We start from the raw sequence: 16,211 nt of genomic DNA, 5'->3' as shown, positions 1-16,211 counted from the left end.
CTCAGCCCCACCCGGCGGCGGCCCGTACGGTAACCGAGGTGACCAACTTTCACACCCGTCTCGGCGCCGAGGTCGCCGACGCCCTGCGCGACGGTCACCCCGTCGTCGCCCTGGAGAGCACCATCGTCTCGCACGGTCTGCCTCGACCGGACAACCTGCGCGTGGCCCGTGAGATCGAGCACGCCGTCCGCGCCGCCGGGGCGGTCCCGGCCACCATCGGCATGGTCCGCGGCGAACTCGTCGTCGGCCTCGACGACGCCGAGCTGACCCGGCTCGCCACCACCGACGGGGTGAGCAAGCTGTCCGTACGCGATCTCGCGGTGGCCGCCGCGACCGGCGCGGACGGCGCCACCACGGTGGCCGCGACCAGCGCGGTGGCCGCGGCGACGGGGATCGGGGTGTTCGCCACCGGTGGGCTCGGCGGGGTGCACCGGGAGGCGGCGCAGAGCTTCGACGAGTCGGCCGACCTGGTCACCCTGGCCCGGACGCCGATCACGGTGGTCTGCGCCGGGGTCAAGTCGATCCTCGACGTCGGGGCCACCCTGGAGCGGCTGGAGACCCTCGGGGTCGGCGTCGTCGGCTACCGGACCCGGCGTTTCCCCGGCTTCTACCTCACCGACGCCGGCTTCGACCTGGACTGGTCGGTCGATTCCCCGGAGCAGGTGGCGGACGTGCTCGTCGCCCGGGAGCAGCAGTGCGTGCACGACGGCGGACTGATCGTGGCCAACCCCCTGCCGGTCGACGAGCAGCTCGACCCGGCGCTGCACGACCGCACCCTCGCCGAGGGCCTGGCCCTGCTGGAGCGCGACGGGGTGACCGGCAAGGCGGTGACCCCGTTCCTGCTGGCCCACTTCCACTCGGCCACCGAGGGCGCCAGCCTGGCGGTCAACGTGCGGATCATCCTGCGCAACGCCGACCTGGCCGCCCGGATCGCCGTCGCCGCGGCGGCCCGCCGACGCGCGGCATGACCCGCCCCGCCCGGGTGGTGGTGGTCGGTGACCTGATCACCGACGTGGTGGCGGTGCTGGCCGGCCCGCTCGCCACCGGCTCGGACACCCCGGCGACCATCCAGGTCAGCGGGGGCGGCCAGGCGGCGAACACCGCGGCCTGGCTGGCCGCGCTGGCGGTGCCGGTGACGCTGGTGGGCGCGGTCGGCGACGACGGCGCCGGCCGGGACCGGGTGGCCGAGCTGGAGCGGGTCGGGGTGGACTGCGCGATCGAGGTGCATCCGGGCGCGACCACCGGCACGGTGATCGTGCTGGCCACCGGCGACGAGCGCACGATGGTCACCGAGCGGGGCGCGAACCTGCGGTTGACCGCCGGGCACGTCGAGCGGGCCCTGGCGGCGGCGCCCGACGCCGCCCACCTGCACCTGTCCGCGTACTGCCTGCTGGACGCCGCGTCGCGACCGGCCGGGCTGGCCGCGCTGGCCGTGGCGCGCGAGCGTGGGCTCACCACCAGCGTCGACGCGGCCTCCGCGGCGCCGCTGCGGCGGGTCGGCGCGGCGGCGTTCCTGTCCTGGGTCCGCGACGTCGACCTGCTGCTGGTCAACGCGGACGAGGCCGGCGTGCTGGCCGGCGGGCTGGACCCGGGGGCGCAGGCGCGGGTGCTGTCGGCCTCGGCGCGGCGGGTGGTGGTGAAGCGGGGTGGCGCCGGCGCGGTCTGGTTCGACCGGAGCGCGACGGTGAGCGTCGCGCCGTCGCGGCGGGTGGCGGTGGTCGACGTCACCGGCGCCGGGGACGCGTTCGCGGCGGGCCTACTGGCCGCCTGGCTCGACGGGGCGACCCCGAGGGCGGCACTGACGCGCGCCGGCGACCTCGGCGCGCTGGCGGTGTCGACGGTCGGGGCCCGGCCGGCGGGCTGACCGTCACGGGTGTCCGGGCGCGGCGGGGCGCGTCCGGCCACCGGTCACGGTTCGGCGTCGATGACCTTGTGCGGCCGTTCCTCGGCGGCCAGGCTCATCGGCGGGGTGTCGTCCCGGCGGCGGGGCTGGAACTTCCCGGCGAGCCGGTGCTGCTCCTTCGGCGGGCGGTCGTTGGCCAGCAGCACGGCCAGCCAGGGGATGAGGATCATGCCCAGACCGACCAGGGGCAGCCAGAGCCAGAGCAGTGGGGCCTTCACGCCGACCAGGATCGCGCCGGCGATCACGCAGGCCACCCGGACGCCCATCATCAGCACGTACCGCTTCTGCCGACTGGTGAGTTGATCGTCCTGACTGCGTGCGGCGTCGGTGATCAGGATCGGCTGGTACGCCTGACGCTTCACCACGGACCTCCTCGAGGGGTACGCCCCATCCTGTCACTCCCCTGCCGTGATCAGCGACAATCGACGCGATCGCATGCGTGTTACGCCCGTGGTACGCTCCGCCCGTGGGCAGCCGGTACAGCTTCACCGACGAGGCGTTGGCCAACCTGCGGGTCTACGACGTCGCGCCCGGGGAAGTCTGGGAGGCCCTGCACAGCACCCGCCGGGTGATCCGGCACCTGGGCGACGACGTGATGGTCGTCTACGCGGCCACCCGCCGCGGCCGACGACTGGCCGTGCTGCTCGCCGAGGCCGACGGCACCGACAACGACTGGGACATCCTCTCCGCCCGCGAACTGAGCGACGTCGAGGCCAAGCGCTACGACGAGGCCGTGCGGAGGGATCGCCGACGAGGAGGCGGTCACGATGAACCGTGACGAGGCGACCAAGCGGTTCCACGGCGAGGCGCTCGCCGAGCTGATCGACGAGAGCCAGCCGGTGGAGCTGCCCACCCCCGACACCGACGTGCCGATGGTCAGTAGGTCGGTACGCCTGCCCGTGGAGACGTACGAGCGGGTGCGAGCGGCGGCCGAGGCCCGGGGCATCGGCGTGACCACGCTGATGCGGCAGTGGATCGAGGCCGGCCTGGCCGACCTGGACGACTCGGCCACCGTCTCCCTGGCCGACGTGCGGCGCGCCCTGGCCTCGCTCTCCCGTCCCACCGCCGCCTGACCGCCGCCGGGCCCGCCCCGCCGGCCCCGCTGACTACAGCGGCGATGCCGGCTGCTCCAGCGGACGCCCGTGGGCCCGCGCGGCGTCGGCGACGGCGATCCCGGCCAGCACCACGGCGCTCAGTGCCAGCGTGCCGATCGACGGCAGGCGCAGCACCACCGGGACGAGCCCGAGCAGCAGCACCACCCCGACCACCCGGTTGCGGGACACCCGCCCGAAGATCTCGTACTCGAAGCGGGCCCGGGCGGCCAGGAAGAGCGCCGGCCCGCCGAGGACGAACAGCGCCCAGGACAGGGCGGTCCGCTCGTAGGGGTCGACGATGACCAGCTCGTACCCGACTCCGGTGAGCAGCACGCCGGCCACGATGACCAGGTGGGTCCAGCTCGCCGACTCCCCGAGCAGCCCTGGGGAGCGGGCCGCCCTGATCGCCGCCGCGAGCACGTGCCCGGCCCGGTGGAAGTAGATCCACCAGAGCAGTGCCGTGATCAGGAACGACAGGGTGAAGGCCGAGGCGTGGGCCGCCGAGAAGGCCGCGCCGCTGAACGTCATCCCGATCACCAGGACGGTCTCCCCGAGCGCGATCAGGAAGAACTGCTGGTACCGCTCGACCAGGTGCTCGCCCATCACCACCCAGCCCGAGGCCCGCACCGATCCGCGCCCGGGGATCGGCCAACCCAGCGCCAGCCCGGCGTAGTCCCAGGCCAGGGCGAGGGTCCAGAGCACCGCCCGGGCCGACGGCACCAGCGCGCCGATCAGCCAGGGCACCGCCCCGACCGCGGACCAGATCAGGATCCGTCCGGTGACCGTCCGGCGCGGATGTCCGCGCAGGGCCAGGGTGAGGAAGAGCGGACGACCGACCTGCACGGCGAGGTACGCCAGCGCGAACGGCACCGCCCGCTCGGCGAACGCGCGCGGTGTCGCGACGGCCATCACCATGCTGCCGAACATGGAGGCCACCACCACGAACTGGATGGCGCTGTTGTCCGGCTCGTACCGGCTGGTCACCCAGGCGGTCAGTGACCAGACGATCCACAGCGCGAGGAAGAGGATCACGGTCTGCGCGACCTGCCGGAGCACGTCCGGGCCGCCGGCCGTCACGTCGTCGATCAGCCGCTTGCTGATCCGGGTCAGGGCGAAGACGAAGACCAGGTCGAAGAAGAGCTCCAGGAAGGTGGCCCGGGCCGAACTCATCCCGCCGCGCAGCAGCGCCTCGCCCCGCCCGTGCGCCATCGTCCACCGCCCCCACCGTCGGGTTCTCAACGAGCGGGGCACGCGAGCGGTTGCGTCAGCCCTTGGCGGCCTTCGCCTCCGCCTTGGCCGCCTGCTTGAACTCGCGAACCCGGCGCAGCGACTCCGCGTCGGTGATGTCGGCCACCGACCGGTGGGCACCCTCCTCGCCGTAGCCGCCGGCCGCCTCCCGCCAGCCGGCCGGACGCACGTCGTAGCGCTTGCCGAGCAGGGCGACGAAGATCTGCGCCTTCTGCCGGCCGAACCCGGGCAGCTCACCGACCCGGCGCAGCAGCTCCCGGCCGTCGGCGACGTCCGACCAGAGCCGCGTGACGTCGCCGTCGTACCGGTCGACCAGCGCCCGGCACATCTCCTGCACCCGGGCGGCCATCGCCTTCGGGAAGCGGTGCAGCGCGGGCGGCCGGGCGAAGATCTGCACCAGCGCCTCCGGGTCGTACCCGGCCAGCTCGTGGGCGTCCGGGTCGTGGCCGAGGCGCTCGCTGAGCACGTACGGGGAGGAGAACGCCTTCTCCATCGGGATCTGCTGGTCCAGCAGCATCCCGGTCAGCAGGGCCAGGGGGTTGCGGTTGAGCAGGTCGTTGGCCGCGGGGTCGATCGGAAGCGAGAGTGCCATGGCAGTCATGTTTCCGCACCGGTCCGCGCGGCTGCCCGGGTAGCCGCCCGACACGCGGTGACGAGCTGCCACCGCCGGTGCCCCGGTCGGCCCCGGCCCGGCGCGACCCAGCTCGGCGCGGCCCCGGCCCGGCGCGACCCAGCCCAGCCCGGCCCAGCCAGCCCGGCGCGGCATAGCCCGGCGCGGCCCAAAGCCCGGCGCGACCCTGCCCAGCCCAGCCGGGCCCGGCCCGGCCCGGCCCGGCGCGGCCCCCGGCCCGGCGCGGCCCCCAGCCCGGCGCGGCCCCCAGCCCGGCGCGGCCAGCCCAGCCCAGCGCGACCCAGCCCGAAACAGCCCGGCCCGGCACAGCCCGGCCCGGCACCGCACGGCGGTGTGCAGCCGGCAGCGGGTAGGGGTTCGAGACGCTACAGACTTGAGCACATGGATGAATCACGGCGGGCGATTCATCCATGTGCTCAAGTCTGTAGTGGCCGCAGGCCCCTCCCACTGCTCCCGGCGGCAGGGCCCGGCCCTCGCCCGGACGTCGCCCCAGGCACCCGCCCGCCCTGGACGCCCGCCTGCCCAGGCGCCCGCTCGCCCCGGACGGCCGCCCGCCCGGACGCCCCCGCCCGGACGCCCGCCCGCTCCGGACGCCCCGGACGGACGACCACCCCGGGTACGCCCGGGCCACCCTCGCCGGCGGCCGGTTCACGACGGAGGAGGTCGACCGGCTCGTCACGGCCAGGTTGGAGCGACAGGCCGTGCTGCACCGCGAGCAGCCGCCCCAACTCATCGCCGTCGTGGACGAGACGGTGCTCCGCCGGCCGGTGCTCGACCAGCCGGGCCTCATGGCGGAGCAACTCGACCACCTCGCGGAGCTGGCCCAGCGAGAGCACATCCAGGTGCACGTGGTGCCGACCGACGCCGGGATGTGCCTCGGAGGCGGGAGGGCCGGCCCAGATCATCCTATTCGGGCTGCTTCCTGCCCTTCGGCAGATTTTGCCCGGCTACGGCGGCAGCCGCCACCCCCGGATCACTCGCAAGCGGCCGGCAACCCGCATCGCAGGGCCGGTGCCGGCCGCCCCGCCCGTCGCAGGCAGCCGGCAACCCGCACCGCGGGCCAGTGCCAGCCGCCCCGCCCGTCGCAGGCAGCCGGCAACCCGCACCGCGGGCCAGTGCCAGCCGCCCCACCGGTCGCGGGCGGCCGGCAACGCGGACCGCAGGGGCCGTGTGGGCCGCCCCACCTGCCACCAGGGCCGATCGAGTCTGAGGTTAGGCTGTGCTAACTTCGTGAGCGTCGACGGGGCCGCCCGTCGACCGAGCGAAGGAGTACGTCGTGCCCGTCCCCGCCCGCAGGTCTCTCGCGGCCCTCACCGCCGCCGGCCTGCTCTCGTTCGGCCTGGTCGCCTGCGGCTCCGGCGAGGACGACGCCGGGGACCCGGGCAAGCCCGGCGACAAGACCATCACGGTGTACAGCGGCCGCAACGAGAACCTGGTCAAGCCGCTGCTGGACAGGTTCACCCAGCAGACCGGCATCACCGTCAAGACCCGGTACGCCACCACCGCCCAGCTCGCGGCGCAGCTGCTCGAGGAGGGCGACAAGTCGCCCGCCGACGCCTTCTTCGCCCAGGACGCCGGAGCCCTCGGCGCGGTCGCCAAGCGCGACCTGTTCGCCCCGCTGCCCGCCGCCGACCTGGAGAAGGTGCCGCAGGCGTACCGGGCGCGCAACGGCCAGTGGGTCGGCGTCAGCGCCCGCTCCCGGACGCTGGCCTACAACGTCGACCAGGTGCCCGCCGCCGAGCTGCCGAAGTCGGTCTTCGAGCTGACCGACCCGAAGTGGAAGGGCAAGGTCGGCATCGCCCCGACCAACGCCTCGTTCCAGGCGTTCGTCACCGCGATCCGGGTGCAGCACGGCGACCAGAAGGCCAAGGACTTCCTCGCCGGCCTGAAGGCCAACGAGCCGCAGATCCGCGACAACAACGTCAAGATCGTCGAGGACGTCGACAAGGGCACCATCCCGGTCGGCCTGGTCAACCACTACTACGTCGGCGAGATCGCCAAGGAGAAGGGCACCACGCCGGACGGTCTCAAGGCGAAGCTGCATTTCTTCCCCGGCGGCGACACCGGTGCGCTGGTCAACGTCGCGGGCGTGGGCGTGCTCAAGCGCTCCGCCGAGGACCCGGACACCCGGGCCTTCATCGACTTCCTGCTCAACCCGGAGTCGCAGAAGTACTTCGCCGAGCAGACGTTCGAGTACCCGGTGGTGAGCGGCGTCGCCGCCCCGGCCGGCGTGCCGCCGCTGGCCGACCTGGACAGCCCCGACATCGACCTCAACGACCTGGACACCCTGGATGCCACGATCACCCTGATCAAGGACTCCGGGCTCGTCCCCTGACATGACCGTCACCACCCCCGACGCGGGGCCGGCCCGACCCGGGCCGGCCCGTTTCGGCGTACCCGGGCGGTGGCGGCGGCTCGCCCCGCGCCCGGCGCTGCTGGTGGCCTCGACCGCCGCGGTCGCCGTGGCCCTGGTCCCGCTGGTCTACCTCGCGGTACGCACCGCCGAGGCCGGCGCCACGCGGATCGGCGCGGAACTGTGGACCGAGCGGGTCGGGCTGCTCGCGGCCCGCAGCCTCGGGCTGGCCGCCGTGGTCACCACCGCCTGCGTGGTGCTCGGGGTGGGCACCGCCTGGCTGGTCACCCGCACCGACCTGCCCGGCCGGCGGTTCTTCGCGGTGCTCGCCGCGCTGCCGCTGGCCGTGCCCACCTACATCGCCGCCTTCGCCTGGGTCTCCACCGTCGACCGCCTGGAGGGGTTCTGGCCGGCGGCGCTGGTGCTGACCCTCTGCTCCTACCCGTACGTCTTCCTGCCCGTCGCGGCCGCCCTGCGCGGCGCGGACCCGGCGCAGGAGGAGGTCTCCCGCTCGCTCGGCCGGGGCGACTGGCGCACCTTCACCGACGTCACGCTGCGCCAGATCCGCCCGGCGACCGCCGCCGGGGCGCTGCTGGTCGCGCTCTACGTGCTGGCCGACTTCGGCGCGGTGTCGATCCTGCGGGCGGACACCTTCACCCGGGCCATCTTCGTCGCCTTCGACCTGGGCTTCGACCGCACCGGCGCGCTGGTGCTCTCCTGCGTGCTGGTGGCGCTGACCGTGCTGCTGCTGGCCGGCGAGACGGCCACCCGCCGACGCGGCGCCCGGTACGCCCGACTCGGCGGCGCCCGTCGCCCGGCCACCCGGCTGCGGCTCGGCGCGGCCCGCTGGCCGGCCCTCGCGGCGCTGGTCGCGGTCGCCGCGCTGGCGCTCGGCGTGCCGGCGGTGAGCCTGGCCCGCCGGCTGGTCAGCGGCGTGTCCCGCCCGGGGGCGCTGACCGAGGTCGCCACCGCCGCCGGCAACTCGCTGTGGATCTCGCTGGCCGGAGCGGCCCTGACCATGCTGCTGGCCCTGCCGCTGGGGCTGCTCACCGCCCGCGCCCCCGGCCCGGTCGCCACCGTGCTGGACCGGCTCGCCTACCTGGCCCACGCGCTGCCCGGCGTGGTGATCGGGCTGTCGCTGATCTTCTTCGGCATCACCGTGGCCCGCCCGCTGTACCAGACGTCGTGGCTGCTGGCGCTCGCCTACGCCGCCCTCTTCCTGCCGCTGGCGGTGGGCTCGGTCGCCGGCGCCGCCGCCCAGGCCCCGCCCGGCCTGGAGGAGGTGGCCCGATCGCTGGGCCGGGGGCCGCTGGCCGTGCTGCGCACGGTCACCCTGCCGCTGACCCTGCCCGGCATCGGGGCCGGCGCGGCGCTGGTCTTCCTCACCGGCATGAAGGAACTCCCGGCCACCCTGCTGCTGCGCCCGACCGGCACGGACACGCTCGCCACCGAGCTGTGGACGGCCACCTCCGTCGGGGCGTACGCGGCCGCCGCCCCGTACGCGGCGCTGCTGGTGGCCATCTCGGCGCTGCCCACCTGGTGGCTGGTCGCCCGCGGCGGCCTGCTCGACAAGGAGGACCGATGAGCGAGGTCGTACTGACCGGGGTGGTCAAGCGGTACGGCCCGGTGACCGCGCTGGACGGGGTGGACCTCACCGTCCCGGCCGGCGCGCTGACCGCCGTGCTGGGCCCGTCCGGCTGCGGCAAGACCACCCTGCTGCGCTGCCTGGCCGGCTTCGAGCGGCTGGACGCCGGCACCATCCGGGTGCACGGGGACCTGGTGGCCGGCCCGGGCCGGCACCTGCCGGCGCACCGCCGCCGGATCGCCGTGGTGCCCCAGGAGGGTGCGCTCTTCCCGCACCTGACGGTGGCCGCCAACGTCGCGTACGGCCTGGACCGCGCGGCCCGGCACGGTGACCGGGTGGACGAGGTGCTGGCCCTGGTCGGGCTGGCCGGGTACGGCGACCGGATGCCGCACCAGCTCTCCGGCGGCCAGCAGCAGCGGGTCGCGGTGGCCCGGGCGCTCGCCCCACGGCCGTCGCTGGTGCTGCTCGACGAGCCGTTCAGCGCGCTCGACGCGGGGCTGCGGGCCGGGCTGCGGCACGACATCCGCGAGGCGCTGCGGGCCGACGGGGCGACCGCCGTGCTGGTCACCCACGACCAGGGCGAGGCCCTGTCGGTGGCCGACCGGGTGGTGGTGCTCCGCTCGGGTCGGGTCGTGCAGAGCGGCTCCCCCACCGTCCTCTACCGGGAGCCGGCCGACCAGTGGGTCGCCGGGTTCGTCGGCGACGCGGTGCTGCTGCCGGCGGTAGCCACCGACGGCGCCGCCCGTACCCCGCTGGGCCTCCTGCCGATCGCGGGGGCCACGGCGGACGGGCCGGTGACCGTCCTGGTCCGTCCCGAGCAGTTGCGCCTCACCCCGGTGACGGCGGAGGCGGCGGTGACCGCGACGGTGCTGCGCCACGACTTCCACGGCCACGACGCGCTGATCGCCCTGCGGCTGGCCGACGGCACCCGGGTCACCGCCCGGACCTGGGACTGCGCCGACCCGGCCCCGGTGGGCGCCGAGGTGGCGGTGCACGTCGAGGGCCGGGCCCGGGCCTGGCCGGCCCCGCCCAGCCCCGCCCCGGTGGACGCGCCGGCCCTCCCGGTCGGCTGACCGACCCGGCTCCACTCCGGTTGCGGCGTGTCGCGGTGTCCCGGGCTCGGGACACCGCGACACGCCGCAATCCGGGTCGGTCGCCGGCACACGACGGGACGCGGCCCGGTGGACAGGGGTGGGGTCCACCGGGCCGCGTCGGTGCGGTCGTCAGTTCACGACGAAGAGCAGCCGGTTCGGCGAGCCCGAGCCGGGGCTGGTCACCTTGCCGGTGGTGGCGTTGGTGGTCAGCGAGCTGGCCACCTGCGCCGGGCTGTACGACGGGTTGGCCGAGAGCACGAGGGCGGCGGCGCCGGCCACGTGCGGCGAGGCCATCGAGGTGCCGCTCAGCGTGCTGGTGGCGGTGTCACTGGTCCGGTACGCCGACACGATGCTCGATCCGGGGGCGAAGATGTCCACGCAGGAGCCGTAGTTCGAGAAGGACGAGCGGGCGTCGGTGCTGGTGGTGGAGCCGACGGTGATCGCCGCGGCGACCCGGGCCGGGGAGTAGCTGCACGCGTTGGCGTTGGAGTTGCCGGCCGCGACGACGTAGCTGATCCCGGCGCTGATGGAGCTGTTCACCGCGCTGTCGATCGAGGTGCTGGCGCCGCCGCCGAGGCTCATGTTGGCCACCGCCGGCCTGACCGCGTTGCGGGTCACCCAGTTGATGCCGTTGACCACGCCGGTGGTGCTGCCGCTGCCGGAGCAGTTGAGCACCTTGACCGCGACCAGGCGCACGCCCTTGGCCACGCCGTACCGGGTGCCGCCGACGGTGCCGGCGACGTGGGTGCCGTGGCCGTTGCAGTCGGTGTTGTTGCTGTCGACGGTGTTGGTGCCCCAGCTCGCCCGGCCGCCGAAGTCGGTGTGCGTGGTCCGGATGCCGGTGTCGATGATGTACGCCCGCACGTTCGAGGCCGTGTTCGGGTACGTGTAGCTGCGGCTCAGCGGCAGGCTGCGCTGGTCGATGCGGTCCAGCCCCCAGGACGGCGGGTTCGACTGGGTGGCCTGGGCGGTCACCACCCGGTCCTGCTCGACGTACGCGACCGACGGGTCGGCGGCGAGCCGGCGGGCCTGACCGACGCTCATCTTGGCGCTGAAGCCGGTCAGCGCGGCGTCGTACACGTCGCCGACGCTGCCGCCGTACCGCTTGACCAGGCCGGTGGCGCGGTCCGGCACGGCCGTGCGGGCGGCGAGGCTGTTGGCGGCCCCGACCGCGTCGCTCTTGAGCACGACCAGGTAGCTGCCGCTGATCGCGTCCGCCGCGCCGGCGTAGCGGATCTGGCCGGTGGGGGCGGCGAGGGCAGGGGTGGAGGCGGCGGCGGCGAGGGCCGTCGCGGCGGCCGTCACGGCGAACGCGCGGATCACGCGGCGCCGGGCAACGGGCACAGCTGACATCGTCTGACTCCCTATCCGGTGCGTCCGGGCGGGCTGATGACCGCCGGGACGCCCATCGACGGATGTTGGAGCAGATGCTAGTCACGCATCGAGGAACATGAAAGAGATACCAGTCTATCAATCAAGGTAGCGGTATGGATGTCGCGGGTGACGGTCGACGAGGGACCACGGGAGGGCAGGATGACCCCGTGGAACGACACGACATGCTGCTCTCCCCGGCCGGCGTCGAGGCGCTGCGGACCGCGCTGGACCGGGCCGGCTTCACCTCCAACGGCATCGCCGGCCGGCTCGGCCCGCAGGCCACCGGCGGGGTGGCCCGCAACGACTTCCGGGCCGCGCTGCGCGCCACCGAGGACCGCGACCCGCTCGCCACCCTGATCCGGGTGTTCATCTGCGACCAGACCGAGTCCGAGGCGACGGTGGCCGCCGCCCTCGCTCCCCTGGCGATCGAGGAGGCGCTCGCCGGCGGGCTGGTCGAGCGGCACGGCGACGGCCTGCGCGCCGGGGTCGACCTGGAGCCGTACGGGGACGACTGGTGGGTACTCGCCGACGTGCCGGCCAGTGCCAGGCCGGGCCGACCACTGCACGCCGAGCACGTGCTCGGCATCGGCGGGGCCACCCAGACGCTGATCGGGGCCACCGTGCGCCGGCCGGTGCGCACCGCGCTGGACCTGGGCACCGGCTCCGGCGTACAGGCCCTGCACCTGGCCACCCACGCCGAGGCCGTCACCGCGACCGACGTCTCCGAGCGGGCGCTGCGCTTCGCCGCCACCACCGCCGCCCTCAACGGCCAGGACTGGGAGCTGCTGCGCGGCGACATGGTCGCCCCGGTCGCCGGACGCCGCTTCGACCTGGTGGTGAGCAACCCGCCGTTCGTGGTCGGCCCCGGCACCACCACGCACGTCTACCGCGACTCGGGCCGGGTCGGGGACGCGATCGGCGCCGAGCTGGCCGCCGCCGCGCCGGACCTGCTCACCGAGGGCGGCACCATGCAGTACCTGGCGAACTGGGTGCACGTGGCCGGCGAGGAGTGGGACGAGCGGGTGGCCGGCTGGTTCGCCGGCACCGGGCTGGACGCGTGGGTGATCCAGCGCGAGGTGGCCGACCCGATGGCGTACGTCAACCTCTGGCTCACCGACGTGGGCGAGGCCGCCGACCCGCAGCGGATGGCCGCCTGGCTGGACTGGTTCGACGCGCACAAGGTGGAGGCGATCGGCTTCGGCATCGTCTCGCTGCGCCGAGCCGGCCACGACGACCCGGTGGTCCGGGTGGAGGACCTGCGCCAGCGGGTGGAGCCGCCGATGGGCGAGCGGATCGCCGCCTGGTTCGACCGCCAGGACTTCCTGCGGGTACGCGACACCGACGCGCTGCTCGCCGAGCGCTACCGGGCCGCCGACGGGCTCCAGCTCCGGCAGGAGGCCACCATGGGCGACGAGGGCTGGGCGGTGGACCGGCAGGTCCTCGCGATGCCGCACGGGCTGCGCTGGACCGAGGAGGTCGACCCGCTGGTGCTGGCCCTGGTCGGCGGGGCGGACGGCCGGCTGCCGCTGCGCGACCAGCTCGCCCTGCTGGCCGCCGCCCACGACGTCGCCCCGGAGGAGCTGGCCGAGGCCGCCGGCCCGATCGTGGCGCACCTCGTGGAGCGCGGCATCATCGAACCGGTGACGCCGTGACGCGGGCGGCTCCGGTGGCCCTGCCCGACGGGCCCGAGGTCCGGACGGCGACGGTGACGGTGGCGTCGGTGACGCGGGCGGCTCCGGTGGCCCTGCCCGACGGGCCCGAGGTCCGGGCGGCGACGGTGACGGTGGCGTCGGGCGGTCGAAGGGGGATCCGCTGATGCGGGCGGTGGTGCAGACGGTGAGCCGGGCCAGCGTGACGGTCGACGGCGAGGTGGTCGGCGAGATCGCCGACGGCCTGCTGGTGCTGCTCGGGGTGACCCACGCGGACACCCCGCAGGTGGCGCAGACCATGGCCCGCAAGATCCACGAGCTGCGGATCCTGGACGAGGAGCGCAGCGCCGCCGACACCGGCGCCCCGGTGCTGGTGGTCAGCCAGTTCACCCTCTACGGCGACGCCCGCAAGGGCAGACGTCCGACCTGGACCGCCGCCGCCCCGGCCGAGCTGGCCGAGCCCCTGGTGACCGCCGTCGTCGAGGCGCTGCGCGAGCGCGGCGCGAAGGTCGAGACCGGCCGCTTCCGCGCCCACATGCTCGTCGAGAGCGTCAACGTCGGCCCCCGCACCATCCTCCTCGACCTCTAACCCTCCCCCTCCCGCCCCCTCCCCCGACCCAACCAGACCCGACCCCTGTCGATCATGAAGTTGTTGCCCGCCGCTCCGGCGTGTCGCGGCAATAACTTCATGATCAACGAGGTGCGCCGGGGCGGACCCGGGGGGCGGGGTGGGGGTTAGAAGAAGAGGCCGCGGCGTTGGACTGACTGGCGGATCCAGGCGTCGAGCTGGGCGGCCCAGTCGATGGTGTCCACGGTGGCGTGGTCGACGGTGAAGCGGCCGAAGGCGTCGCGGCCCTCGGCGAGGACACCGCCCCGCTTGTCGATCTCCAGCACCACCTGGGTCTGCCGCGGCTCGGTGACGAAGGTCAGCTCCAGCTGGTTGATCGCGCGGGCGTACTGCGGGGCGGGGAAGAACTCGATCTCCTGGTAGAACGGCAGGCTCTGCCGTACGCCGTAGATGTGCCCCCGCTCGACGTCGGCGCGGGCGAACCGGAAGCCCAGCCGCAGCAACGCCTCCAGCAGCCGCTCCTGCGCCGGCAGCGGGTGCACCGACACCGCGTCCAGGTCACCGGAGTCGACCGACCGGGCCACCTCCAGCTCGGTGCGCAGCCCCATCGTCATGCCGTGCAGGCGCTGGCCGTACAGGTCGGTCAGTGGGGTCTCCCAGGGCACCGGGAAGCGGAACGGGACGTCGTAGCGCTGCCCCGCCTCCAGCCGGAACGGGCCGGTCACCTGCTGCCGGGCGAACTCCTGGGTGGTGTTGTACTCGGAGTCGGCGCCCTCCACCTCGACCCGGGTGACCAGGCCGAGCGCCACGTAGGAGATGTCGACGCCGTGGTCGCCGCCGGCCACCTGGATCCGCCCCTCCAGCTGGCCGCCCGGCCGGCAGTGCGGGTTGGCCAGCACCGTCTCCACGGAGGGGCCACCGACACCCATCGCCTGCATGAGCCGCTTGAAGACCACCACGTCCTCCATCGCTTCGTCGCCGGCCCCGATGGCCGACCGCTGGCACGGTAACCGCCCCCGGCAACAGACGTGACGCAGGACACCCTGACGTAACGCTGTCGGGTCCCCGATCGCCTCACTCCCGTTTCACGCCCCGGTTGGAGAGCTGTTCATCACCGGCACCACTGGGCCGGTGACGCGGCACAGAAGCGGACACGGGGAGAGACTGAGATGGCCCTGCAGATGATCGAACACCAGACGCGCCCGGCCGCCACCATCGACGCCGGCCTCGGCACGGAGTCCCTCACCGACCTCGACGCCACCGACGAGCGCGGCGTCTCCACGGACCTGGTCCGGGCGTACCTCAACGGCATCGGCCGCACCAAGCTGCTCACCGCGGCGCAGGAGGTGGAGCTGGCCAAGCGGATCGAGGCGGGGCTGTTCGCCGAGGAGAAGCTCTCCACGTGCACCCCGGTCTCCTCGGAGCTGCGGGCCGACCTGGAGCTGATCGTCGCGCAGGGCCGCGCCGCCAAGGACCACCTGCTGGAGGCGAACCTGCGGCTGGTGGTGAGCATCGCCAAGCGCTACACCGGACGCGGGATGGCGTTCCTGGACCTGATCCAGGAGGGCAACCTGGGCCTCATCCGCGCGGTGGAGAAGTTCGACTACGCCAAGGGCTACAAGTTCTCCACGTACGCCACCTGGTGGATCCGCCAGGCGATCACCCGCGCCATGGCCGACCAGGCCCGCACCATCCGGATCCCGGTGCACATGGTCGAGCAGGTCAACCGGATGGTCCGGGTACGCCGCGAGCTGTCGGTCACGCTGGGCCGGGAGCCCACCGTCGCCGAGGTGGCGCGGGCGCTGGAGATCCCCGAGTTCCAGGTGATCGAGCTGATCTCGTACGACCGGGAGCCGGTCAGCCTGGACCAGGCCGTCGGCGAGGACGGCGAGAGCGCGCTCGGCGACTTCGTCGCCGCCGTGGACCCGAACGCGGAGCCGGCCGACGCCGCCGCCGACGGCGAGCTGCGCAACGAGGTGCGGATCGTGCTGGCCACCCTCTCCCAGCGGGAGCAGGCCGTGATCCGGCTCCGGTTCGGCCTGGACGACGGCCGGCAGCGCACCCTGGACGAGGTGGGCCGGGAGTTCGGCCTGTCCCGGGAGCGGATCCGGCAGATCGAGAAGGTGACCCTGCTGAAGCTGCGCGCCCCGGAGCGGGCGCAGCGGCTGGAGGCGTACGCCTGCTGACCCCACCCCGGAACGGAAGGCCCCGGCGGTTCGCCGGGGCCTTCACGGTGTGCCGGCTTCGCAACGGCGTACGGATCGGGCAGGGTCGGACGTATGAACTGGACACTGGAAGTGGTGGTGGTGCCGGTCTCCGACGTGGACCGGGCCAAGGAGTTCTACGCCGAGCGGCTCGGCTTCGCCGTCGACCACGACACCAAGATGGGCGACGACGGGCGGATAGTGCAGCTCACACCCCCCGGGTCGGGCTGCTCCATCGTGATCGGCAACGGGCCGCTGCCGACGATGGAGCCCGGCTCGCTCAAGGGCATCCAACTGGTCGTGCCCGACCTGGAGGAGGCCCGCGCGGAGCTGGTCGAGCGGGGGGTCGAGGTCAGCGAGATCACGAAGATGGGGGACAACCCCCGCCCGACGCCGCACCCGCTGGACAACGTCGGCTTCCTCTTCTTCGACGACCCGGACGGCAACTCCTGGTCCGTGCAGCAGATCTCCGACCGCGCCTGATCCCGCGCCGCCACCCGGCCGCCGC

General features: G+C 74.3%; 17 protein-coding genes. 12 read left to right on the top strand and 5 right to left on the bottom strand.

What is annotated here, in order from left to right; all coding sequences use genetic code 11:
- The first annotated feature begins 38 nt into the window (after positions 1-38).
- Both GA0070614_RS23865 and GA0070614_RS23860 read left to right on the top strand, forming a co-directional pair.
- Complete coding sequence (locus GA0070614_RS23865) at positions 39-968, top strand: pseudouridine-5'-phosphate glycosidase (protein WP_088978060.1); 930 nt, start codon at positions 39-41, stop codon at positions 966-968.
- Positions 965-1,864: a carbohydrate kinase family protein gene (locus GA0070614_RS23860; protein ID WP_088978059.1), complete on the top strand. Its 900-nt coding sequence runs from the start codon at positions 965-967 to the stop codon at positions 1,862-1,864. Before GA0070614_RS23865 ends, GA0070614_RS23860 begins: the two co-directional genes overlap by 4 nt.
- 44 nt (positions 1,865-1,908) lie before the next feature.
- Here the strand turns inward: GA0070614_RS23860 and GA0070614_RS23855 are convergent, their stop codons facing one another.
- The gene (locus tag GA0070614_RS23855; protein ID WP_088978058.1) at positions 1,909-2,265 is read right to left on the bottom strand and encodes a DUF3099 domain-containing protein; all 357 of its coding nucleotides are present in this window, start codon (positions 2,263-2,265) and stop codon (positions 1,909-1,911) included.
- A 104-nt stretch (positions 2,266-2,369) separates the two neighbouring features.
- Here GA0070614_RS23855 and GA0070614_RS23850 point away from each other — a divergent pair, with 104 nt between their 5' ends.
- Together GA0070614_RS23850 and GA0070614_RS23845 are read left to right on the top strand one after the other, a co-directional pair.
- A complete protein-coding gene (locus tag GA0070614_RS23850; RefSeq protein ID WP_231933372.1) occupies positions 2,370-2,681 on the top strand; it encodes a hypothetical protein in 312 nt (103 codons plus the stop codon).
- Positions 2,671-2,976 carry a hypothetical protein gene (locus GA0070614_RS23845; RefSeq protein WP_088978056.1) on the top strand — a complete coding sequence of 102 codons (306 nt, stop codon included), beginning with the start codon at positions 2,671-2,673 and terminating at the stop codon, positions 2,974-2,976. The genes GA0070614_RS23850 and GA0070614_RS23845 overlap by 11 nt, the downstream gene beginning before the upstream one ends.
- Before the next feature lie 33 nt (positions 2,977-3,009).
- On the opposite strand, the gene GA0070614_RS23840 is transcribed toward GA0070614_RS23845, so the two are convergent.
- Both GA0070614_RS23840 and GA0070614_RS23835 read right to left on the bottom strand, forming a co-directional pair.
- Positions 3,010-4,206, bottom strand: coding sequence for a low temperature requirement protein A (locus GA0070614_RS23840; RefSeq protein WP_088978055.1), 1,197 nt, complete (start codon positions 4,204-4,206; stop codon positions 3,010-3,012).
- A gap of 55 nt (positions 4,207-4,261) precedes the next feature.
- On the bottom strand, positions 4,262-4,846 hold the full coding sequence (locus tag GA0070614_RS23835) for an HhH-GPD-type base excision DNA repair protein (RefSeq protein WP_088978054.1): 585 nt from the start codon (positions 4,844-4,846) through the stop codon (positions 4,262-4,264).
- Between the two features lie 536 nt (positions 4,847-5,382).
- Here GA0070614_RS23835 and GA0070614_RS31245 point away from each other — a divergent pair.
- From GA0070614_RS31245 to GA0070614_RS23815, 4 genes are read left to right on the top strand one after another with little or no spacing between them, the layout of a single operon-like run.
- Positions 5,383-6,102: a DUF5753 domain-containing protein gene (locus tag GA0070614_RS31245; RefSeq protein ID WP_331715116.1), complete on the top strand. Its 720-nt coding sequence runs from the start codon at positions 5,383-5,385 to the stop codon at positions 6,100-6,102.
- 50 nt (positions 6,103-6,152) lie between these two features.
- Complete coding sequence (locus GA0070614_RS23825; RefSeq protein WP_088978052.1) at positions 6,153-7,211, top strand: iron ABC transporter substrate-binding protein; 1,059 nt, start codon at positions 6,153-6,155, stop codon at positions 7,209-7,211.
- 1 nt (position 7,212) lies between these two features.
- Entirely contained in the window at positions 7,213-8,814 is a 1,602-nt protein-coding gene (locus GA0070614_RS23820; protein ID WP_088978051.1) for an ABC transporter permease, read from the top strand.
- Positions 8,811-9,887 (top strand): ABC transporter ATP-binding protein, encoded by a 1,077-nt coding sequence (locus GA0070614_RS23815; RefSeq protein ID WP_088978050.1) that lies wholly within the window; start codon positions 8,811-8,813, stop codon positions 9,885-9,887. Before GA0070614_RS23820 ends, GA0070614_RS23815 begins: the two co-directional genes overlap by 4 nt.
- A 150-nt stretch (positions 9,888-10,037) precedes the next feature.
- On the opposite strand, the gene GA0070614_RS23810 is transcribed toward GA0070614_RS23815, so the two are convergent.
- A complete protein-coding gene (locus GA0070614_RS23810) occupies positions 10,038-11,261 on the bottom strand; it encodes a S8 family peptidase (RefSeq protein ID WP_088978049.1) in 1,224 nt (407 codons plus the stop codon).
- A 188-nt stretch (positions 11,262-11,449) separates the two neighbouring features.
- Between GA0070614_RS23810 and GA0070614_RS23805 the strand changes: the two genes are divergently transcribed.
- A complete protein-coding gene (locus tag GA0070614_RS23805) occupies positions 11,450-12,934 on the top strand; it encodes a DUF7782 domain-containing protein (protein WP_172892491.1) in 1,485 nt (494 codons plus the stop codon).
- A gap of 163 nt (positions 12,935-13,097) precedes the next feature.
- Positions 13,098-13,520 (top strand): D-aminoacyl-tRNA deacylase, encoded by a 423-nt coding sequence (gene dtd / locus GA0070614_RS23800; protein ID WP_088978047.1) that lies wholly within the window; start codon positions 13,098-13,100, stop codon positions 13,518-13,520.
- A 146-nt stretch (positions 13,521-13,666) separates the two neighbouring features.
- Here the strand turns inward: dtd and GA0070614_RS23795 are convergent, their stop codons facing one another.
- Positions 13,667-14,455: a sporulation protein gene (locus GA0070614_RS23795; protein ID WP_088979620.1), complete on the bottom strand. Its 789-nt coding sequence runs from the start codon at positions 14,453-14,455 to the stop codon at positions 13,667-13,669.
- A gap of 213 nt (positions 14,456-14,668) precedes the next feature.
- Between GA0070614_RS23795 and sigB the strand changes: the two genes are divergently transcribed.
- A complete protein-coding gene (gene sigB / locus GA0070614_RS23790) occupies positions 14,669-15,685 on the top strand; it encodes an RNA polymerase sigma factor SigB (protein ID WP_408630708.1) in 1,017 nt (338 codons plus the stop codon).
- 93 nt (positions 15,686-15,778) lie between these two features.
- Positions 15,779-16,186, top strand: coding sequence for a VOC family protein (locus GA0070614_RS23785; RefSeq protein ID WP_088978046.1), 408 nt, complete (start codon positions 15,779-15,781; stop codon positions 16,184-16,186).
- Positions 16,187-16,211: the final 25 nt, after the last annotated feature.

Origin of the sequence: Micromonospora coxensis (assembly GCF_900090295.1) — a bacterium.
In the GTDB taxonomy this organism is placed as follows: domain Bacteria; phylum Actinomycetota; class Actinomycetes; order Mycobacteriales; family Micromonosporaceae; genus Micromonospora; species Micromonospora coxensis.
This window is presented reverse-complemented; position numbering and strand designations above follow the sequence as displayed.

Coding starts and splice junctions, on each gene's coding strand:
- GA0070614_RS23835 (WP_088978054.1), bottom strand. CDS start 4,846: ATGACTGCCATGGCACTCTCGCTTCCGATCGACCCCGCGGCCAACGAC.
- GA0070614_RS23810 (WP_088978049.1), bottom strand. CDS start 11,261: ATGTCAGCTGTGCCCGTTGCCCGGCGCCGCGTGATCCGCGCGTTCGCC.
- sigB (WP_408630708.1), top strand. CDS start 14,669: ATGGCCCTGCAGATGATCGAACACCAGACGCGCCCGGCCGCCACCATC.
- GA0070614_RS23815 (WP_088978050.1), top strand. CDS start 8,811: ATGAGCGAGGTCGTACTGACCGGGGTGGTCAAGCGGTACGGCCCGGTG.
- GA0070614_RS23785 (WP_088978046.1), top strand. CDS start 15,779: ATGAACTGGACACTGGAAGTGGTGGTGGTGCCGGTCTCCGACGTGGAC.
- GA0070614_RS23840 (WP_088978055.1), bottom strand. CDS start 4,206: ATGGCGCACGGGCGGGGCGAGGCGCTGCTGCGCGGCGGGATGAGTTCG.
- GA0070614_RS23845 (WP_088978056.1), top strand. CDS start 2,671: ATGAACCGTGACGAGGCGACCAAGCGGTTCCACGGCGAGGCGCTCGCC.
- GA0070614_RS23860 (WP_088978059.1), top strand. CDS start 965: ATGACCCGCCCCGCCCGGGTGGTGGTGGTCGGTGACCTGATCACCGAC.
- dtd (WP_088978047.1), top strand. CDS start 13,098: ATGCGGGCGGTGGTGCAGACGGTGAGCCGGGCCAGCGTGACGGTCGAC.
- GA0070614_RS23820 (WP_088978051.1), top strand. CDS start 7,213: ATGACCGTCACCACCCCCGACGCGGGGCCGGCCCGACCCGGGCCGGCC.